The organism is Metabacillus schmidteae, assembly GCF_903166545.1.
Classification (GTDB): domain Bacteria; phylum Bacillota; class Bacilli; order Bacillales; family Bacillaceae; genus Metabacillus; species Metabacillus schmidteae.
The window spans coordinates 908,276-927,685 of record NZ_CAESCH010000002.1; the positions used below are offsets into that span (position 1 = coordinate 908,276).

At 37.6% G+C, this 19,410-nt stretch carries 11 protein-coding genes, 21 tRNA genes and 1 rRNA gene; 30 read left to right on the forward strand and 3 right to left on the reverse strand.

Annotated elements, in window-relative coordinates:
• Positions 1-64 precede the first annotated feature (64 nt).
• The 27 genes from rrf to HWV59_RS25320 all read left to right on the forward strand — a co-directional run bounded on the left by rrf (position 65) and on the right by HWV59_RS25320 (position 11,774).
• Positions 65-180: ribosomal RNA gene (gene rrf / locus HWV59_RS25190) — 5S ribosomal RNA — on the forward strand.
• A gap of 23 nt (positions 181-203) precedes the next feature.
• A tRNA-Val gene (locus tag HWV59_RS25195) sits at positions 204-279 on the forward strand.
• A gap of 151 nt (positions 280-430) precedes the next feature.
• Positions 431-506 (forward strand) — tRNA-Thr (locus tag HWV59_RS25200).
• A 149-nt stretch (positions 507-655) separates the two neighbouring features.
• A tRNA-Lys gene (locus tag HWV59_RS25205) sits at positions 656-731 on the forward strand.
• Between the two features lie 12 nt (positions 732-743).
• A tRNA-Leu gene (locus tag HWV59_RS25210) sits at positions 744-829 on the forward strand.
• Between the two features lie 10 nt (positions 830-839).
• Positions 840-914, forward strand: a tRNA-Gly gene (locus HWV59_RS25215).
• A 6-nt stretch (positions 915-920) separates the two neighbouring features.
• Positions 921-1,009 (forward strand) — tRNA-Leu (locus HWV59_RS25220).
• Between the two features lie 7 nt (positions 1,010-1,016).
• Positions 1,017-1,093: transfer RNA gene (locus HWV59_RS25225), tRNA-Arg, on the forward strand.
• Between the two features lie 68 nt (positions 1,094-1,161).
• Positions 1,162-1,238: transfer RNA gene (locus tag HWV59_RS25230), tRNA-Pro, on the forward strand.
• Between the two features lie 14 nt (positions 1,239-1,252).
• Positions 1,253-1,328: transfer RNA gene (locus tag HWV59_RS25235), tRNA-Ala, on the forward strand.
• Positions 1,329-1,350: 22 nt separating this feature from the next.
• Positions 1,351-1,427 (forward strand) — tRNA-Met (locus HWV59_RS25240).
• Between the two features lie 29 nt (positions 1,428-1,456).
• Positions 1,457-1,533 (forward strand) — tRNA-Ile (locus HWV59_RS25245).
• Positions 1,534-1,544: 11 nt separating this feature from the next.
• A tRNA-Ser gene (locus tag HWV59_RS25250) sits at positions 1,545-1,637 on the forward strand.
• A 44-nt stretch (positions 1,638-1,681) separates the two neighbouring features.
• Positions 1,682-1,758 (forward strand) — tRNA-Met (locus tag HWV59_RS25255).
• Positions 1,759-1,762: 4 nt separating this feature from the next.
• Positions 1,763-1,839 (forward strand) — tRNA-Asp (locus tag HWV59_RS25260).
• 372 nt (positions 1,840-2,211) lie between these two features.
• Positions 2,212-2,287: transfer RNA gene (locus tag HWV59_RS25265), tRNA-Phe, on the forward strand.
• A 20-nt stretch (positions 2,288-2,307) separates the two neighbouring features.
• A tRNA-His gene (locus HWV59_RS25270) sits at positions 2,308-2,383 on the forward strand.
• A gap of 5 nt (positions 2,384-2,388) precedes the next feature.
• Positions 2,389-2,462: transfer RNA gene (locus HWV59_RS25275), tRNA-Gly, on the forward strand.
• 6 nt (positions 2,463-2,468) lie between these two features.
• Positions 2,469-2,545: transfer RNA gene (locus HWV59_RS25280), tRNA-Ile, on the forward strand.
• Positions 2,546-2,553: 8 nt separating this feature from the next.
• Positions 2,554-2,628, forward strand: a tRNA-Asn gene (locus tag HWV59_RS25285).
• A 5-nt stretch (positions 2,629-2,633) separates the two neighbouring features.
• Positions 2,634-2,724, forward strand: a tRNA-Ser gene (locus HWV59_RS25290).
• A gap of 15 nt (positions 2,725-2,739) precedes the next feature.
• Positions 2,740-2,811, forward strand: a tRNA-Glu gene (locus HWV59_RS25295).
• A gap of 926 nt (positions 2,812-3,737) precedes the next feature.
• Complete coding sequence (gene glgB, locus HWV59_RS25300; protein WP_175640684.1) at positions 3,738-5,660, forward strand: 1,4-alpha-glucan branching enzyme; 1,923 nt, start codon at positions 3,738-3,740, stop codon at positions 5,658-5,660.
• Positions 5,617-6,783: a glucose-1-phosphate adenylyltransferase gene (locus HWV59_RS25305; RefSeq protein ID WP_102230561.1), complete on the forward strand. Its 1,167-nt coding sequence runs from the start codon at positions 5,617-5,619 to the stop codon at positions 6,781-6,783. The genes glgB and HWV59_RS25305 overlap by 44 nt, the downstream gene beginning before the upstream one ends.
• 128 nt (positions 6,784-6,911) lie before the next feature.
• On the forward strand, positions 6,912-7,940 hold the full coding sequence (locus tag HWV59_RS25310) for a GlgC family sugar phosphate nucleotidyltransferase (RefSeq protein WP_175640685.1): 1,029 nt from the start codon (positions 6,912-6,914) through the stop codon (positions 7,938-7,940).
• On the forward strand, positions 7,937-9,382 hold the full coding sequence (glgA, locus tag HWV59_RS25315) for a glycogen synthase GlgA (RefSeq protein ID WP_175640686.1): 1,446 nt from the start codon (positions 7,937-7,939) through the stop codon (positions 9,380-9,382). Before HWV59_RS25310 ends, glgA begins: the two co-directional genes overlap by 4 nt.
• Entirely contained in the window at positions 9,372-11,774 is a 2,403-nt protein-coding gene (locus HWV59_RS25320) for a glycogen/starch/alpha-glucan phosphorylase (RefSeq protein WP_175640687.1), read from the forward strand. The genes glgA and HWV59_RS25320 overlap by 11 nt, the downstream gene beginning before the upstream one ends.
• A gap of 64 nt (positions 11,775-11,838) precedes the next feature.
• On the opposite strand, the gene HWV59_RS25325 is transcribed toward HWV59_RS25320, so the two are convergent.
• From HWV59_RS25325 to HWV59_RS25335, 3 genes are all read right to left on the reverse strand, one after another.
• Positions 11,839-12,636, reverse strand: a complete 798-nt coding sequence (locus HWV59_RS25325) for a TIGR00266 family protein (RefSeq protein WP_175640688.1) — start codon at positions 12,634-12,636, stop codon at positions 11,839-11,841.
• Positions 12,637-12,760: 124 nt separating this feature from the next.
• Entirely contained in the window at positions 12,761-13,729 is a 969-nt protein-coding gene (locus HWV59_RS25330) for a bile acid:sodium symporter family protein (protein ID WP_175640689.1), read from the reverse strand.
• A 627-nt stretch (positions 13,730-14,356) separates the two neighbouring features.
• Entirely contained in the window at positions 14,357-15,112 is a 756-nt protein-coding gene (locus HWV59_RS25335) for a yteA family sporulation protein (RefSeq protein ID WP_175640690.1), read from the reverse strand.
• Positions 15,113-15,445: 333 nt separating this feature from the next.
• Between HWV59_RS25335 and HWV59_RS25340 the strand changes: the two genes are divergently transcribed.
• The 3 genes from HWV59_RS25340 to menH are packed head-to-tail and all read left to right on the forward strand — an operon-like array spanning position 15,446 to position 19,402.
• Positions 15,446-16,858 (forward strand): isochorismate synthase, encoded by a 1,413-nt coding sequence (locus HWV59_RS25340; RefSeq protein WP_175640691.1) that lies wholly within the window; start codon positions 15,446-15,448, stop codon positions 16,856-16,858.
• Positions 16,848-18,599 (forward strand): 2-succinyl-5-enolpyruvyl-6-hydroxy-3-cyclohexene-1-carboxylic-acid synthase, encoded by a 1,752-nt coding sequence (menD, locus tag HWV59_RS25345; RefSeq protein WP_175640692.1) that lies wholly within the window; start codon positions 16,848-16,850, stop codon positions 18,597-18,599. The genes HWV59_RS25340 and menD overlap by 11 nt, the downstream gene beginning before the upstream one ends.
• Positions 18,596-19,402, forward strand: a complete 807-nt coding sequence (gene menH / locus HWV59_RS25350) for a 2-succinyl-6-hydroxy-2,4-cyclohexadiene-1-carboxylate synthase (protein ID WP_175640693.1) — start codon at positions 18,596-18,598, stop codon at positions 19,400-19,402. Before menD ends, menH begins: the two co-directional genes overlap by 4 nt.
• Positions 19,403-19,410: the final 8 nt, after the last annotated feature.

Here is a 19,410-nt window from a genome sequence, read left to right on the forward strand (position 1 = left end):
AGTTTTTTAAAAAAAAGACTTGAAAAATTCTTTTAAAATAGTATAATCATTCTTGTCGCACTTATCTGGTGATGAAGGCGAAGAGGTCACACCCGTTCCCATGCCGAACACGGAAGTTAAGCTCTTCAGCGCCGATGGTAGTTGGGGGTTTCCCCCTGTGAGAGTAGGACGTTGCCAGGTTGCAATAGAATGTTATACAATACGGAGGATTAGCTCAGCTGGGAGAGCACCTGCCTTACAAGCAGGGGGTCGGCGGTTCGATCCCGTCATCCTCCACCATATGCCGGTGTAGCTCAACTGGTAGAGCACGATCGAATATGCTTCGAAGCTTTGCTTCAGCACACAAATCGAGCTGCTACTTGAATAATCTCTCTGAGATTTGGGTGACTGGTAAGTACGATAAATTAAATCTTAAACTTATATTATTTAAGCCGGTGTAGCTCAATTGGTAGAGCAACTGACTTGTAATCAGTAGGTTGGGGGTTCAAGTCCTCTCGCCGGCACCACTCATTAATTTATAATAATGAGCCATTAGCTCAGTTGGTAGAGCACGTTCGAATATGCTACAAAGCATTACTTCAGCACACGAATCGAGCTGCTTCTTGAATTATCTCAATGAGATTTGGGTGTCAACTAAGAGTGTTTAGTGAAATAGGAGCCATTAGCTCAGTTGGTAGAGCATCTGACTTTTAATCAGAGGGTCGAAGGTTCGAGTCCTTCATGGCTCACCATTTACACACCGTGCGGGTGTGGCGGAATTGGCAGACGCGCTAGACTTAGGATCTAGTGTCCTTGTGACGTGGGGGTTCAAGTCCCTTCACCCGCACCATTAATAATAAGCGGAAGTAGTTCAGTGGTAGAACACCACCTTGCCAAGGTGGGGGTCGCGGGTTCGAATCCCGTCTTCCGCTCCAGTAAGTGCCGGGGTGGCGGAACTGGCAGACGCACAGGACTTAAAATCCTGCGGTAGGTGACTACCGTACCGGTTCGATTCCGGTCCTCGGCACCACTTATATGCGCCCGTAGCTCAATTGGATAGAGCGTTTGACTACGGATCAAAAGGTTAGGGGTTCGACTCCTCTCGGGCGCGCCATAAATATATAGTAGGAAGTCAGACGTGAGATTGAGATCTTAACCTCACATATCCCTTATCCTATAAAACGGGAAGTAGCTCAGCTTGGTAGAGCACTTGGTTTGGGACCAAGGGGTCGCAGGTTCGAATCCTGTCTTCCCGACCACTTTGATATAATTTGGGGCCTTAGCTCAGCTGGGAGAGCGCCTGCTTTGCACGCAGGAGGTCAGCGGTTCGATCCCGCTAGGCTCCACCAATTAAAATTCTATAATGATTATGGCGGTGTAGCTCAGCTGGCTAGAGCGTACGGTTCATACCCGTGAGGTCGTGGGTTCGATTCCCTCCGCCGCTACCATTTTGATTATATGAATATTAACACCAGATGGACCTTTAGCTCAGCTGGTTAGAGCAGACGGCTCATAACCGTCCGGTCGTAGGTTCGAGTCCTACAAGGTCCACCATTTGCTTATACGGAGGAATACCCAAGTCCGGCTGAAGGGATCGGTCTTGAAAACCGACAGGGGTGTCAAAGCCCGCAGGGGTTCGAATCCCCTTTCCTCCTCCATTTTGTTCTTGGAATTATAAGCAATAGTTATACTTCTTAATTATCGCGGGGTGGAGCAGTCTGGTAGCTCGTCGGGCTCATAACCCGAAGGTCGCAGGTTCAAATCCTGTCCCCGCAACCAAATTGGTCCGGTAGTTCAGTTGGTTAGAATGCCTGCCTGTCACGCAGGAGGTCGCGGGTTCGAGTCCCGTCCGGACCGCCATTTAAATGAAATAAATTATCTACTTATATTTACTCTAGCCTTAATACAGAGTAAGAGGGTTTCAATAAGCGACCGAGCGAACACCGCAGCGTATGTCAATACGTGAGGATGTGAGTGAGAGAGCTGACGAAGAGATTCGAAGCTTAGTGGAAGCCGTAAACCATATTGGCTCGGTAGCTCAGTTGGTAGAGCACGCCCGAATAAGCTACTCTGAATATACTTCAGCGTACTCATCGAGCTGCTTCTTGAATCATCATCCTGAGATGAGGACGATCTTCAAATTGCCAAAGCTCTAATACTTTTAAAGTATAGATTTAAAAGTAGGTACTTGAAAAGCTAATTTGCATCTTTTTTCAAATACACATTAATTATGGCTCGGTAGCTCAGTTGGTAGAGCAATGGACTGAAAATCCATGTGTCGGCGGTTCGATTCCGTCCCGAGCCACCACTTAATAGAATAAAGTAATGGCGGTTGTGGCGAAGTGGTTAACGCATCGGATTGTGGTTCCGACATTCGTGGGTTCGATTCCCATCAGCCGCCCCATGTACGCGGGTGTAGTTTAGTGGTAAAACCTCAGCCTTCCAAGCTGATGATGAGGGTTCGATTCCCTTCACCCGCTCCAATAAATGGGCCTATAGCTCAGCTGGTTAGAGCGCACGCCTGATAAGCGTGAGGTCGATGGTTCGAGTCCATTTAGGCCCACCATTTATTATTCCGCAGTAGCTCAGTGGTAGAGCTATCGGCTGTTAACCGATCGGTCGCAGGTTCGAATCCTGCCTGCGGAGCCATATATGGGGAAGTACTCAAGTGGCTGAAGAGGCGCCCCTGCTAAGGGTGTAGGTCGTGTAAGCGGCGCGAGGGTTCAAATCCCTCCTTCTCCGCCATTTTTATATTTTTATGGCCCGTTGGTCAAGCGGTTAAGACACCGCCCTTTCACGGCGGTAACACGGGTTCGAATCCCGTACGGGTCATCTCAAAAACACTGTTGCTGAACAGTGTTTTTTTGTGCTTTCGAAAAGGTGTAGGTATATTTCACTTTTATCTATCATCCCTCTAATGAAAGGCACTCTGACTAGCTACCAAGCCCGTAATATTCTTCACCCCTAATAAAAGACAAATCAACGGGTTTCCGAGCCTGTAATGTCCTTCACCCCTCTAATGAAAGATAAATGAACTAGCTACCGAGCCCGTTATGTCTTTCATCCCTCTAATGAAAGACAAATGAACTAGCTACCGAGCTCGTAATGTCCTTCACCCCTCTAATGAAAGACACTCTGAATAACTACCAACCCCGAAATGTCCTTCATTCCTCTTACAATAGACATTCCAATAGGATTCAAGACCCCTTTAGTCCTTCATTCTAAATTAAATATTCATATTACTATTCACAGTATAATCTATACGTCTTATTAAATAAAAAATTCCTGTTAATAAACAAATGGTAAAACAAATAATATTGCTTTACTAAAATATTTTACTTTCTTTTGATTTATTGTATAACCTAAGGAGATACCCTTTATAAATTCAGAAAAACCCCAATATTTCACCTCGAAATAATTCAACAAATTCCAACAAAAAGTCGAAAAAACTATTTTATTCATATAATATTTTACCCTTTGATACTATAGGTTTTAAACTAATAAAACGGTTTAGTACAAACATTAGATACTATATCCAATGATTAAATTTTTTCCTATAATGCTGGGATATCTCCTGTTTAGTTCCCTCGGCACTTTTACAACTAAAAAACCTCTTAAATTTTAAAAGAATAATAATAATAATTGTTTGAAAAACTCTTGTTGTTTTATGTCGGAAAAAAGAGCGTTTTCAAAAAAGGGATTCATTTGTAAGTCTTGAATCTTTAGCATAGATAATAATAAGTGAAAGGGTGACTTCAGTGACCATCACGTCTCCAACAGATTATGATATTCATTTATTTCATGAGGGACAGTCTTTTGAAAGTTTTCGTGTTTTTGGAGCGCATCTTACTGAGCAGGGTGGCAGTAAAGGTACGTCCTTTTGTGTTTGGGCTCCACATGCTAAACAAGTTAATGTAGTTGGAAATTTCAACAACTGGAATGGGCAACATCATCGAATGGAAAGGGTGAATGAGGAGGGAATATGGAATTTATTTATTGAAGAACTAGGAGAAGGTGAAATTTATAAATATGAAATCATTACATCTAATGATCAGATTTTATTAAAGGCAGATCCTTATGCATTTCAATCTGAATTAAGACCAAGAACTGCATCAGTTGTTGCCGATTTATCAGGCTTTACTTGGACAGATCAGAAATGGAAAAAAAGAAAACGTCTGAGAAAGCCGTATGATCGTCCTTTAGCCATATATGAAGTTCATTTAGGGTCATGGAAGTTAAAAGAAGATAATGAGCTATACAGTTACCAAGAATTATCTGAGATGCTCATCCCATACGTATTGGAACATGGTTTTACACATATTGAGCTTCTGCCAATCATTGAACATCCTTATGATCGTTCTTGGGGATATCAAGGTACAGGGTATTTTTCTGCAACAAGCCGTTTTGGTAAGCCAAAGGATCTCATGCAGTTTATCAATGCGTGTCATGAAGAAAATATAGGAGTCATTATTGATTGGGTACCTGGCCATTTTTGTAAAGATGCTCATGGGCTTTATATGTTTGATGGTCAACCAACATATGAATATGCAAACGAACATGATCGTGAAAATTACATATGGGGAACTGCAAACTTTGATCTTGGAAAAACAGAAGTACAAAGCTTTTTAATCTCAAATGCTTTGTATTGGATTGAATACTTCCATATTGATGGCTTTAGAGTTGATGCTGTTGCAAATATGCTGTATTGGCCAAATTCCAATGAATTAGTGGAAAATCCTTATGCTACTTCTTTTTTAAAGAAATTAAATGAAGCAGTATTTTCTAAAGATCCAGACATTTTAATGATTGCTGAGGATTCTACTGATTGGCCGATGGTTACCGCTCCTACCTCGTCTGGTGGTCTTGGCTTTAACTACAAATGGAACATGGGTTGGATGAATGACATTCTATCATATATGGAGGCCTCTCCAGAGGATAGGTATGATCTCCACCATAAAGTAACATTCTCCTTAATTTATGCTTTTTCTGAAAACTTCATTTTACCTTTTTCCCATGATGAAGTTGTACATGGAAAAAAATCATTATTAAATAAAATGCCAGGTGATTATTGGCAGAAGTTTGCTCAATTAAGACTCCTATATGGATTTATGTTTACACATCCAGGTAAGAAACTATTATTTATGGGAGGTGAGTTTGGTCAGTATGATGAGTGGAAAGACTTAGAGCAGCTGGATTGGATGCTGGAAGACTATGAAATGCACAACAAAATGAGAGTTTATTTCAAACAACTGCTTTCTATCTATTCAAAACAGAAGCCACTCTTTGAATTGGACCATTCGGATAAAGGGTTTGAGTGGATTGATGTAGATAATCGGGATCAAAGTATTTTTTCTTTTATTCGAAAAAGTAGAAAAGAAAATGATTTACTTGTCGTGATACTGAATTTTAAGCCTGTTGTGTATCATGATTATAAAATTGGAGTCCCATTAGATACAGAATATGTTGAGGTTATGAATAGTGATGCAATAGAGTATGGAGGATCCGGTCAAACGAATCCTAAGAATTTAAAAGCGATTGAAGGAGAATTTCATGGAAGACCTTATCATCTTTCCATGACAATTCCACCATATGGAGCAGTTATTTTACGTGCAGTCAAAAAAAGAGGGGAGAATAAACATGGGAAAAAAACAGTGCGTCGCGATGTTACTAGCAGGGGGTAAGGGGAGCCGATTAAGCTCACTAACAAGAACTTTAGCAAAGCCGGCTGTTCCATTCGGAGGAAAATATAGAATTATCGATTTTACGTTAAGTAATTGTACCAATTCAAGCATTGATACAGTTGGTGTCTTAACACAGTATCAGCCGCTTGTTTTAAATTCATATATTGGTATTGGTAGTGTATGGGATCTAGACCGGAAGAATGGCGGGGTAACAGTACTGCCTCCTTATTCTGAATCCTCAGAAATGAAGTGGTATAAAGGTACGGCAAGCGCAATCTATCAAAATATAAACTATATCAAACAATATGACCCTGAATATGTTTTGATTTTGTCAGGAGATCACATTTATAAGATGGATTATTCAAAAATGCTAGACTATCATATTGAAAAGAACGCTGATGCATCAATATCAGTTATTGAGGTTCCATGGGAAGAGGCTAGTCGCTTTGGCATTATGAATACGAATGAAAACATGCAAGTAGTTGAATTTGATGAAAAGCCGGCAAATCCAAAAAATAATTTAGCTTCTATGGGAATTTACATTTTTAAATGGTCTATATTAAAAGATTATTTAGAGATGGATGAACGTAATCAGTATTCTAGTCATGACTTTGGAAAAGATATTATTCCTTTATTACTAGATGAAAAACGCAATGTCGTTGCATATCCATTTAAAGGCTATTGGAAGGATGTAGGAACTGTAAAAAGCTTATGGGAAGCAAATATGGACTTACTTAATGACGATTCAGAGTTGAATTTATTTGATCGTAATTGGAAGGTATATACAGTTAATTCAAATCATCCGCCACAGTTCATCGCAGAAGATGCAGTTGTTACAGATTCGTTTGTAAACGATGGATGTGTCATTATGGGGAAGGTTAATCATTCCGTTTTATTCCAAGGTGTTACTGTTGGGAAAAATACAGCAGTTAAAAACTCTGTTCTCATGCCGGATTGCGTTATTGGAGAAAATGTTTTTATTGAAAATGCTATTGTACCTAGCGGCATAGAAATCCCAAATGGTACAGTTATTTGTCCGGATACAAACTCAGATGAAATTCTATTAGTAACAGATGAAATTATTGAGGAAATTAAATCGATGGTAGAAGACAAAATAAACTAAGAATAAATATCACAAAATAGCTTGGAATAGGTTGCTTTTTCATTGTGTAGCTTGACTTGCATTTATATTTTTATTTATACCCTGCATGATGGATAAGCAAATCTATTTCTACAAAGGAGAGTTTTAATATGAGTAATAAGTTGTTAGGAATTATTGATGCAACAACACATAAACCTGAGATTGAAGATTTAACCAACCATCGTTCATTAGCTGCTGTACCTTTTGCCAGCAGATATCGTGTAATTGACTTTGTCCTTTCAAACATGGTGAATTCTGAGATTGAGAGTGTTGCAATCTTTCCAAAATATTCTTACCGCTCATTAATGGATCATTTAGGCTCTGGTAAACAGTGGGATCTTAATCGTAAAAAGGATGGACTATTTTTCTTTCCATCACCACATCTTCACAATGAATATGATGAGTTTGGGTCATTTCGACAATTTTCAGACCACATAGATTTCTTTTTAAGAAGTACACAGGAATATGCAGTAATAACAAATAGCTATACAGTTTGTAACATTGACTTCCAAAAAGTGTTAAAACGTCACCTTGATAATGGCTGTGATATTACGGAAGTACGAAAAGATGGCCAGCCTTTACAAATGTATATCATGTCAACAAAACTTCTTATAGATCTTATAAATGATAAAGATAAAACAGGGTGTAAAACACTTGCTGAAGTAATTGAAGAAAATCAAAACCAATGGACGATCTGTGATTATGAATTTCAAGGGTATGCAGCGGTTATTGATTCTATCGAAAACTACTACAAACATAGTATAGATATGCTTAACCCAACTATTTGGAATGAAATTTTCACTAAGAACCGTCCGATTCTAACAAAAGCAAAAGATGAGCCTCCGACTAAATACGGACAAAATGCAGTTGTAAAAAACTCATTAATTGCAAATGGTTGTAAAATTGAAGGACATGTCGAGAATAGTATTATTTTTAGAGGTGTTCATATTGGAAAAGATACAGTTGTAAAGAATAGTGTCATTATGCAGAAGACACAAATTGGGAATCATTGTTTACTAGAAAATATTATTACAGATAAAGATGTGAAAATTTTAGATTATTCACATCTAACAGGGACGAAAAATAATCCAACTATTTTAAGAAAAAGAACCATTCAAGGAGCGATGATGAACTCGTGAACGTATTATTTGCTGTTTCAGAATGTGTACCGTTTGTAAAATCAGGAGGATTAGCTGATGTTGCAGGTGCATTGCCAAAGGAATTAGTCGAGCTGGGCAATGACGTAAGAGTCATCCTTCCAAAATATAGCTTAATACCAGAAACGTACCGAGAAGAAATGACCAAAGTTGATGAAATAAGGGTTCCAGTTGGTTGGAGACAGCAATATTGTGGAATTGAAACTTTGGAATATGAAGGAATTACGTATTATTTTTTAGATAATGAATATTATTTTTATCGTGATTCATTATATGGCCACTATGATGATGCTGAGCGTTTTTCATTTTTTTGTCGTGGAGTTTTAGAAGCTCTTAAGATAATAGATTTCAAGCCTGATATTATCCACTCACATGACTGGCATACGGGCATGATAAGCTATTTGCTAAAAGCAAATTATCTAGAGCAAGAATTATATAAAGAAATTAAAACTGTTTTCACGATCCATAATCTTCAATTTCAAGGTATATTTCCTTATAGTGTACTCGGAGACCTATTGAATTTAAATGATGAGAACTTTTATGATTTAGAGTTTCATGGTGACATTAGTTTTATGAAAGGTGCAATTCAATCTGCAGATTTCATTACAACTGTTAGTCCAACCTATAAAGATGAAATACAAACAGCATATTACGGTGAAAAATTAGATGGACTCTTGCGATCTAAGCATGAGAAATTACAGGGTATTGTAAATGGAATAGATGATAAATTATACAATCCTAAGTTAGATAAAAACATTACAGTGCCATATAGTGTTGATACATTAAGCAAGAAGATGAAAAACAAGGTAGCACTGCAAAAGAGGTTTGGCTTGCCGGAAGATGAAACAACACCAATCATTTCAATGGTGACAAGATTAACAAAGCAAAAGGGCCTTGACTTACTTAAGCGTGTACTTGACGAAGTGTTAAGTCAGGATGTTCAAGTTATTGTGCTTGGAACTGGTGAAAAGGATTTTGAGGATTATTTTAGACATATGGAATGGGTATATCCTTCTAAGTTTAAGGCGTACATAGGTTTTGATGAAGTGCTTGCACATCAAATATATGCAGGTTCTGACCTTTTTCTCATGCCGTCAAAATTTGAGCCATGTGGCCTCGGACAATTAATTGCCTTAAGGTATGGGACAATTCCGATCGTTAGAGAGACAGGTGGCTTAAATGATACTGTGACCTCATATCGAGAAGATACTGAGGAGGGTAATGGGTTTACGTTTAGAAATTTTAATGCTCATGATATGCTTTTCACCATTAAAAGAGCCATTGATTTCTATCAGCAGGATGAGGTGTGGAAAAATATTGTTAAGACAGCTATGACTCAGGATTATAGTTGGGGAAAATCTGCAATAAAGTATGACCAGCTCTATGCTGACTTAATAACTAGGAGTGAAATTCATGTTCTCTAGTAAAGATCGTTTTAAAGAAAGCTTTCTAAAAAGACTTGAAAGTATGTGTGGAAAAGGTTTTGAAGAGGCAACAAAACGAGACCAATACCATACATTAGGGAATATGGTAAGAGAGTATATTAGCTCAAAATGGATTGAGACAAATGAATTGTATCGATCAGAGAATAAAAAACAAGTGTATTACTTATCAATTGAATTTCTACTTGGACGTCTACTGGGTCAAAACCTTTTAAATCTAGGGATAAAAGAAGTAGTGGAAGAAGGCTTAAAAGAGCTAAACATCAGCTTAAAGGATATTGAAGAATGTGAATCAGATCCAGCACTTGGAAATGGTGGATTAGGAAGGCTTGCAGCATGTTTCTTAGACTCTCTTGCAACTTTAAATCTTCCAGGCCATGGGTATGGAATACGTTATAAACATGGTCTATTTGATCAAAAAATTGTTGATGGCTATCAAGTTGAATTGCCTGAGCAATGGTTAAGACATGGAAATGTATGGGAAGTGAGAAAGCCTGATGAGGCGGTAGAAATCTCCTTTTGGGGAAGAATTGAGACTGGTGGTGAAGGGTCTCTAAGCTTTAAGCATGTCCAGGATCAAAAGGTGTTAGCAGTTCCTTATGATATGCCTGTTGTAGGGTATAGAGTTGATACAGTGAATACACTAAGACTTTGGAATGCTGAACCGGCATCATTTGGACCGAATCAGGATGTGCTGTCATATAAACGGGAAACAGAAGCCATTACAGATTTTCTCTATCCGGATGACACTCATGACGAAGGAAAAATACTTCGTCTAAAACAGCAGTATTTTCTTGTTTCTTCAAGTCTCCAAAGTATCATTAAGTCTTATAAAAAGGAAAACGCTAATATTCAGGAACTTCATCAATATGTGGCTATTCATATTAATGATACGCACCCGGCAATGGCAGTACCGGAATTAATGAGGATTCTTATGGATCAAGAAGGCTTATCATGGGAAGACGCCTGGCATATTACAACGAATACAGTATCTTATACAAATCATACCATTTTGGCAGAAGCATTAGAAAAATGGCCTATCTACTTATTTAAACCACTATTGCCGAGAATTTTTATGATCATTGAAGAAATAAATGAAAGATTTTGTGCTGAGCTTTGGGATCGTTACCCTGGAGAGTGGAACCGGATTGAACACATGGCCATCATTGCACATGGGTTAGTAAAGATGGCACACCTTGCCATAGTTGGTAGCAATAGCATCAATGGAGTGGCAAAGATTCATTCTGACATTTTGAAAAACAGAGAAATGAAATCTTTTTATGAAGTTTATCCATCGAAATTTAACAACAAAACAAATGGAATTACTCATCGCAGGTGGTTATTAAAAGCAAACCCTGAGCTAACATCCTTAATAAACGATACAATTGGTGAGGATTGGATTAGACATCCAGAGAAATTAATAGATTTAAAGAGACATGTTTATCATCCAGAACTAAAGGAACGATTTTCACAAGTGAAAAGAAAGCGCAAGGAAATTCTTGCGAAAAAAATAGCTGATAAAAATGGAATTCAAGTTGATATTGATTCTATTTTTGATGTTCAGGTTAAGAGACTGCATGCCTATAAAAGGCAGCTCCTAAATGTCTTGCATATCATGTATTTATACAACCGCTTAAAAGAAGACACAAATTATTCCATACAACCGCGTACATTTATTTTTGGAGCTAAGGCTTCACCTACTTATTATTATGCAAAGAAAATTATTAAGCTCATTCATTCACTCGCTGAAAAGGTGAACAATGATCCAAGAGTCTCACAAACTATTAAGGTTGTATTTATGGAAAATTATCGAGTCTCACTTGCCGAAGATATTTTTCCTGCTGCAGATGTTAGTCAGCAAATATCAACTGCAAGTAAAGAAGCTTCAGGAACAGGAAACATGAAGTTCATGATGAATGGAGCTTTAACGGTCGGTACATTGGATGGAGCAAATATTGAAATTATGGAGGAAGTTGGGGAAGATAATATCTTTACATTTGGATTAACAGCCCCTGAAGTACTCAAATATGAGGAAAATGGACGATATCGTTCAATGGAATATTATCACCATGATTTACGAATTAGACAGGTCATTGATCAATTAACAAATGGCTTCTTTTCTGAGGATGAAGGGGAATTTGAAGCAATCGCAGATTCCTTATTAGTGCAGAATGATCAGTACTTTGTATTACGAGATTTTGCTTCATATATTGATATTCAGGAAAAGGTAGGAATAGCCTATCAAGACAGAGGAAAATGGCTTGAACAGGCCCTTATTAATGTAGCGCATTCGGGATTATTTTCGAGCGATCGAACGATTCAAAATTATGCTGATGGGATTTGGAATATCGATCCGGTCGGAGTAAAAATGTAGAAAGTTTCTTCAAAGATGAATGAGAAAAAAGAAGGTGCTGATCAGCAGCACCTTCTTCACATTTTTATCGATCACCATCTAGTAAACGGCCTAATCCTCCAAGTATGCTTCCTTCACCTCGGGAATCGCCGCCACCAGCAGAAGGTGCACTTGCGATCACACGATCTGCAAGTCGGCTGAATGGAAGTGTTTGAATCCATACAGTACCGGGTCCTTGTACAGTTGCAAAGAACAAGCCTTCTCCACCAAAAAAGGCTGTTTTTACTTTTCCAACAAATTCGATATTATAGTCAACTTCCTTTGTAAGGGCGACTAAACATCCTGTATCAATGCGTAATTTTTCGCCCGGCTGCAGGTCACGGCGCACAATTGTACCACCGGCATGTAAAAATGCTAATCCATCACCCTCGAGCTTTTGCATGATGAAGCCTTCTCCACCAAAGAATCCTGTACCTAGTTTCCTTTGAAAATCAATCCCTACAGAAACACCTTTTGCAGCACACAGGAAGGAGTCTTTTTGACAAATAATTTTTCCACCAAGTTCACTGAGATCAACAGGGATAATTTTTCCTGGATAAGGGGCTGCGAAGGAAACCTTTCTTTTGCCAACTCCTTTGTTTGTAAAAACAGTCATAAAAAGACTTTCACCAGTAAGAACTCGTTTACCGGCACCAACAAGTTTTCCCAGGAAGCCTTTTTGGCTATTATCTCCATCTCCAAAAATGGTTTCCATATCGATGCCATCTTCCATCATCATCATTCCGCCGGCTTCTGCAACAACACTCTCGTTTGGATCCAGCTCAATCTCTACACATTGCATATCATCGCCATGCAGTACATAATCGATTTCATGAGCGTTCAATCAATTCCCCTCCATATGTAAACAAGTTTATTTTTTAACTTCATCTTCTATTTTACTAGGTTAAGAAATTTTTGGAAATCACATTATTGCAAAATTAAAAAGGAGCAAAATTGCTCCTTTTATATTATGCCTTTACAGATGTATCTTTATCTTCTAAGGCCTTTTGTTTAGCAGACCTTTTTCCCCACCAGGTAGCAAGCAGTGGACCTGATATGTTATGCCATACACTGAAAATGGCACTCGGAACTGCTGAAAGTGGTGAAAAATGAGCAACCGCTAAAGCTGCACCGAGACCGGAATTTTGCATCCCTACCTCTATTGAAATTGCCTTTTGATCAGCAAAATTTAATTTTAATGCCTTAGCTAATAAGAAACCAATTAGTAAGCCTAATCCATTGTGTAATACAACGATGGAGAAGATTAATAACCCTGTTTCAGCTATCTTAGCTGAATTCACTGCTACAACTGCTGAGGCAACTGCCACAATTCCGATAACTGAGATAAGCGGTAAAACTGTAATACTTTTCTCAACTTGCTTTTTAAATAATAAATTAACAATAATTCCCAAAATGATTGGTACAAGTACAATTTGAACAATAGATAAAAATAGTGAACCGGCTGACACTGGTAGCCATTTACTTGCAAATAATAATGTTAATGCAGGTGTTAAAATAGGAGCAAGTAAGGTTGAAACAGATGTAACAGCAACTGATAATGCTGTATTTCCTTTAGCTAAAAAAGTCATAACATTTGAAGCAGTACCTCCAGGACAACATCCAACTAATATAACACCTACTGCCACTTCAGGCTGTAACTGAAAAATTGTTGCTAATAAAAATGCTAATAAGGGCATAATTGTGTACTGAGCGAATACTCCTATTATGACACTTTTAGGTGCTTGAAAAACGGCTTTGAAATCTTTTAATGATAATGTAAGGCCCATTCCAAACATGATAATTCCGAGTAGTAATGAAATATGTGGAGCTATCCACGTAAATCCTCCTGGAATAAAAAAGGCCAATATAGCAAAAAGAATGACCCAAATGGCGAATGTATTTCCTGCTGTTTTACTAATTTTCTCTAATAGATGCATATGATCAATCCTCCTTATGGCATTATATATCTATTTATTCTGAAATTTCAATATATAAAAATAATTATAAGGAAAATAGCAAGGGGATTGGAAGAAAGGATTACATGTTTTTTAAATTTTATCGTTATGTTGATTTCAGTTTATATGAAAAATAAACGGTTAAATTCCGGCTAAATTGGGAAATACCCATATTTCCTTAAAAATAAGGGGAGTTTTTCCATTTATATCTTCCAAATGTTTGGTTTTGGTCTTATTCAGAGCAGTTAATCGGAGTATCTCCGCTTATATCTGCTTTTTAGCTTCAACTATATATATTAGCCGGAAATTCTCCGCCTATGAATTCTCATGCCTACATAAAAAGCAATAACGAATATAAGAGAGCTCCTAATAAGAAATGAACATAAAATCAGTAACCAAAATCGCATTGTACAACAGCTAATGTACAGGCTAACTTAATCCTAAATTGGGTGCAATTATTACAGAATGCTATGAACGGCTTAATACCAACAAAAAACACCTACTCAAATAATACGAGTAAGTGTGTGATTTTGTATTCGATTTACTTGTTTTGTCCCTTCAAGAGAATCTGTTAATATTTGCCCAAATCTCTTTCTTTTTACATCATGCTTATACTTCATCTTCCGTATATGGATCTTTTTCATATGGAGGCAGATCACCAAAACTTGTCATCAGACCTTCTTCATCTAACATATCTTCATATTGCTGATGTTGATTTGATGGATAGATCGTAATTTCTTTTCCTTCAATATCAGTTCCAATAAAGTTTTCGTAATCCTCTACATAGCCATCTGGATCATTCGACTCCATATAAACATCATTATAATGATCTTGAGGATCATTAAAATCTGATGGTGTTTCTGAAGATCCGTAACTATTGACTATTTGATAGGCATCTTCTGCGTCAAATGCTACATTTTCGTCCTGATCATCATAATCAAATTTTCCGAATGGAGGCATTAAAACTCCTTCTTCAATTGGACGGTTATGAGAAACAACCTGTTCAGGTGCATGCTCCCTGCAAGTAGTTGCCGTAGGAATTGCATCAAGACGCTCCAGAGGTATATCAATGCCACATACCTCACATTTTCCATAGGTTCCCTCTTCGATCTTTTGAAGTGCACGTTCAATGTCTAATTTTTCTTCTTCCGTATGTTCATTCAATGCGATATCTTTTTCTCTCTCATATAATTCAGTTGCCTCATCACCTGGATGATTATCATAGCTGGAGAGTTCACCAACGGATTCATGAAAATGACCTTCTTCTAAACCAAAATGGCCATTCATTTCAAAACGCTCGTCGATTTCTTTTTTCATTTGCATAAGCTGTGAACGGAAGGTTTCTACTTGATGTGAACTTAGCATACCATCCACGCTCCTTCCTTGATGAAATAGTTCTATACCTATTATGAGCAGTAAGCAGAAAAACATGTTTGTAAAAAATTTCATTGGGAAGATTATCGCCGAATAGGAATTTTTATGCCTTCTGAAAAAAAATTAGGGTGTCAATGCTTTTTAGATCAATGATTAAAGCTTATTATTACCAGTTGTACCTATAAAATGATTGCTTATCCGAGACGTTTTCATTTTAATCCTGTACCTCAAGATATATAATAAGGATATAACAACGATCTATTGACACACCTTCTAGCTAGGTGTATCTTAATATAAGCAATTTTTGGTGTCGGGGGGATAAGCTTGATAACTACTTTAGACCATACATTAAAAGAATTCATTCAACAGGCATTGGAAGATGCAAAGCAAACGAAACAATCAGTAATCGTTAGCTGCATTAAAGAAGTGGACGCAATGGACCCCCTTCATTTCTTTGCTTCCGGTGAAGATCTTTTTCTTGGCGAGCGATATTTTTGGTCAACTCCCAATCGTGATTTTACAATGGTTGGATTAGGAAATGAATTGGTGTTAGAAAATAATTTAACAACCAAAGAACGTTTTCGGGATATTGAAAAAGAATGGAAGCGCTTCAGAAAAATGGTTGTGTCGAATATAACAAATCAAGTAGGAACAGGACCTATTTTATTTGGTGGGTTTTCGTTTGATCCATTAAAGGATAAAAGTCCACTCTGGGACAGTTTTTCAGAGGCGAAGTTTGTGTTGCCTAAACATATGCTTTCTGTTATTGATCAGAAATGCTTTATAACAATAAATAAGGTAGTCACACCTTACGATGAATTATCAGTGTGTCTTAAACATTTCGACCAGTCATTGGAAATTGGAGAGTCTCTTCCTTATCAAAAAGATTGTGAAAAAGGTAACGAATTCTCAAGCATTGAATATAAAACGTCTGAATGGCTGAAGGCAGTACAAAAAGCAACAGATAATATAAAGGCAATAGAAATGGATAAGGTTGTGTTGGCACGAGAGGTTCATTTAAAGTTTGCGAATAAGATTAATCCTTATCAAGTTATAAATAATTTACAACAAGAACAGCCAACAAGCTATATCTTTGAGTTTGAAAATGGACCTCAGCATTTTGTTGGGGCAACACCAGAAAGACTAATTAAAAAGAAAGAAAATGAAGTTCTTTCCACCTGTTTAGCAGGCTCAATAAAAAGAGGAAGAACAGAACAAGAGGATCAAGTTTTAGGGCAGCAATTATTGCATGATGATAAAAATTTACTAGAGCATGCAATCGTTGTAAAAATGATAAAATCTGCGATAGAAAGCTGTTGTTTTGATGTATTCACGCCGAATTCGCCTGCCTTATTTAAATCGAAAAATATCCAGCATCTTTACACACCTGTTAAAGGTAGGGCAAAAGAAGGTTTCTCGTTCTTAAATATGGTAGAAAACCTTCATCCAACTCCAGCTCTAGGAGGCTATCCAAAGGATAAGGCTATTGAAAAGATCAGGGAATTAGAACCGATGCATCGAGGTTGGTATGCAGGTCCTCTAGGGTGGTTAGATCATGAGGATAATGGCGAATTTGTTGTGGCGATTCGATCAGGATTGTTAGAGGGACAAAATGCTGCCCTTTTTGCAGGATGCGGTATTGTAGAAGAATCAAATCCAAAATCAGAATATCTTGAAACAAAAATTAAACTAAAACCTATGATGTCTGCATTAGGAGGAATTGTGAATGAAGACTAATGATTCCCTAACACGATTTGTCGCTAGTTTTGTCGATGAATTAACACGATTAGGTGTTAAAAAGGCTGTGATTAGTCCTGGTTCTCGATCTACTCCTATAGCTATGTTAATGGCAGAGCATCCGGAACTTTCTTGTTACATGAATATAGATGAAAGGTCAGCAGGTTTTTTCGCACTTGGACTAGCTAAGGAAAATAATAAACCTGTTGTCTTGGTGTGTACATCAGGAACTGCAGCAGCTAATTACTATCCGGCAATAGTTGAAGCTCGTTATTCAAGAGTTCCGTTAATTGTTGTAACAGCAGACCGACCACATGAATTACGGGATGTTGGGGCTCCTCAAGCGATTGATCAAATCCAACTGTATGGTAGCTATCCAAAGTGGTTTGTTGACGTCGCTTTGCCGGAAGAAACCGTTGGAATGTATCGTTATGTTAGAACAATTGCAGGAAGAGCTGTCGCTGTATCTACATCTCATCCTGCAGGAGTTGTTCATCTTAACTTTCCGTTTAGGGAACCTTTAATTCCAAATTTAGGTATGTCAAATCTATGGGAAATGGAAAATGACAGGCCTAGCTATTTACATACGATGCAAGGACTGCCTGAACTTTCAACAATACAAGTACAAGCTATAGCAGATATTATGAAGGATGTGACTAAAGGGCTTATCATTTGTGGAGAACAAAATGATAAGTCATTCATTTCAGCTGTTAAAGAATTATCCCGTAAATTGAAGTATCCTATCTTGGCAGATCCTCTCTCTCAACTCCGATCTGGTACAGGAGACAAGAAAGGGATTATTGATGGGTATGATTCCATTTTAAAAGACCAAGAAATAATGAATGTCCTGAAGCCGGAACTTATTATTCGTTTTGGACCTATGCCTGTATCCAAGCCTTTAATGCTAATGTTAAAAAATAATCCGGACATCACTCAGATTATTATTGATCCAAGTGAGGAATATCGTGATCCTACATTAAATGCTGCCCACATGGTCGTTTGCAATCATACCGCATTCTGTGAAGATTTGTCTGGTATCATAGGAGAGACTCATCAAAATACATACTATGATGACTGGATTTTATCCAACAATATTTTTCAAGATATGATGGAGCATGAGTTGGAAAATATCAATGAATTATTTGAAGGAAAGATTGTACGTGAACTTCAGCATGTTCTTCCAAATGGGAGTCGATTAGTTGTTGGTAATAGTATGCCGATTCGGGATGTGGATACATTTTTTAGGAATACTGATAAAGAAATAGGTGTACTGGCTAATCGGGGAGCGAATGGAATTGATGGAGTTGTATCGACTGCCTTAGGTATAAGTACTGCTTCAACAGAGCCTACTTTCCTTTTAATAGGAGATCTTTCGTTTTTCCATGACTTAAACGGATTATTAGCAGCCAAAATGAACGATCTTGATATAACGATTATCTTGGTTAACAATGATGGTGGAGGTATTTTCTCTTTTCTTCCTCAATCAAATGAAGAAAAACATTTTGAAACATTGTATGGAACACCAATTGGAATCGATTTTTCTAAAGTAGTTGACATGTATCAAGGTAGGTATGAAAAAATCAATTGCTGGGCTGATCTGCATACGTATTTCCATGATAAATGGTCAATAAAGGGTCTAAAAGTGGTTGAAATTGAGACAAATCGAACAACTCGTGTCAAGATTCATCGGGAATTGTTAGATCGTGTTTCCCAGGAAATAAGAAAAGTGTTGAAACAATGAAAATAAGAGATGTATCTTATCATGTTGAAATTGTGGGAAAGGGAGAGCCTCTAGTGTTTTTACATGGCTTTACAGGCTCTTCTTTAAGTTGGCGGCATCTCATAGATGAATTAGGCCATCATCAATTAATTTTTATTGATATACTTGGTCATGGAAAAACAGATCACCCTTCTGATTCAACAAGATATAAAATGGAAGAAGTTGTCGAGGATATTATTGAGATATTTAATTGTCTGTCTATTGAAAAAGCACATATTGTAGGCTATTCAATGGGCGGAAGATTAGCTTTGTCTCTTGCAGCATTATACCCTCATCGTGTCAAAAAACTAGTATTAGAAAGCAGCTCACCAGGCTTGAAGACAGACGAAGAGCGAAATCATCGTATTCAATCTGATCAAGCGCTTGCAGATGAAATAATAGTTGGTGGAATTTCCTCTTTTGTTGATAAGTGGGAGAAGATTCCGCTTTTTGCCTCGCAAATGACTCTGTCAGATCAGCAAAAAAAGAAGTTGAGGGAACAGCGATTATTGAATTCAGAGGTAGGATTAGCTAATAGTCTTCTTGGAATGGGGACAGGCTCCCAACCATCATGGTGGGATGTGCTGCCAAACATTAATGTTCCTATTTTACTTCTTTGTGGTGAATTGGATCAAAAGTTTTGTGAGATAGCTAAAAGAATGCATGAATTATTACCATTTTCTGTCCTAATAGAAATTAATCAGGCAGGACATGCAATTCATGTAGAACAACCGCGAATTTTTGGTAAAATAGTAAATGGGTTCTTAAATGAGGACTACTCTTAAATTAGGAG

Bases quoted from the DNA above. Each gene is read 5' to 3' on its own strand.
- HWV59_RS25305 (WP_102230561.1), top strand. From the start codon at position 5,617: ATGGGAAAAAAACAGTGCGTCGCGATGTTACTAGCAGGGGGTAAGGGG.
- HWV59_RS25310 (WP_175640685.1), top strand. From the start codon at position 6,912: ATGAGTAATAAGTTGTTAGGAATTATTGATGCAACAACACATAAACCT.
- HWV59_RS25320 (WP_175640687.1), top strand. From the start codon at position 9,372: ATGTTCTCTAGTAAAGATCGTTTTAAAGAAAGCTTTCTAAAAAGACTT.
- HWV59_RS25330 (WP_175640689.1), bottom strand. From the start codon at position 13,729: ATGCATCTATTAGAGAAAATTAGTAAAACAGCAGGAAATACATTCGCC.
- HWV59_RS25335 (WP_175640690.1), bottom strand. From the start codon at position 15,112: ATGCTAAGTTCACATCAAGTAGAAACCTTCCGTTCACAGCTTATGCAA.
- menD (WP_175640692.1), top strand. From the start codon at position 16,848: ATGAAGACTAATGATTCCCTAACACGATTTGTCGCTAGTTTTGTCGAT.
- menH (WP_175640693.1), top strand. From the start codon at position 18,596: ATGAAAATAAGAGATGTATCTTATCATGTTGAAATTGTGGGAAAGGGA.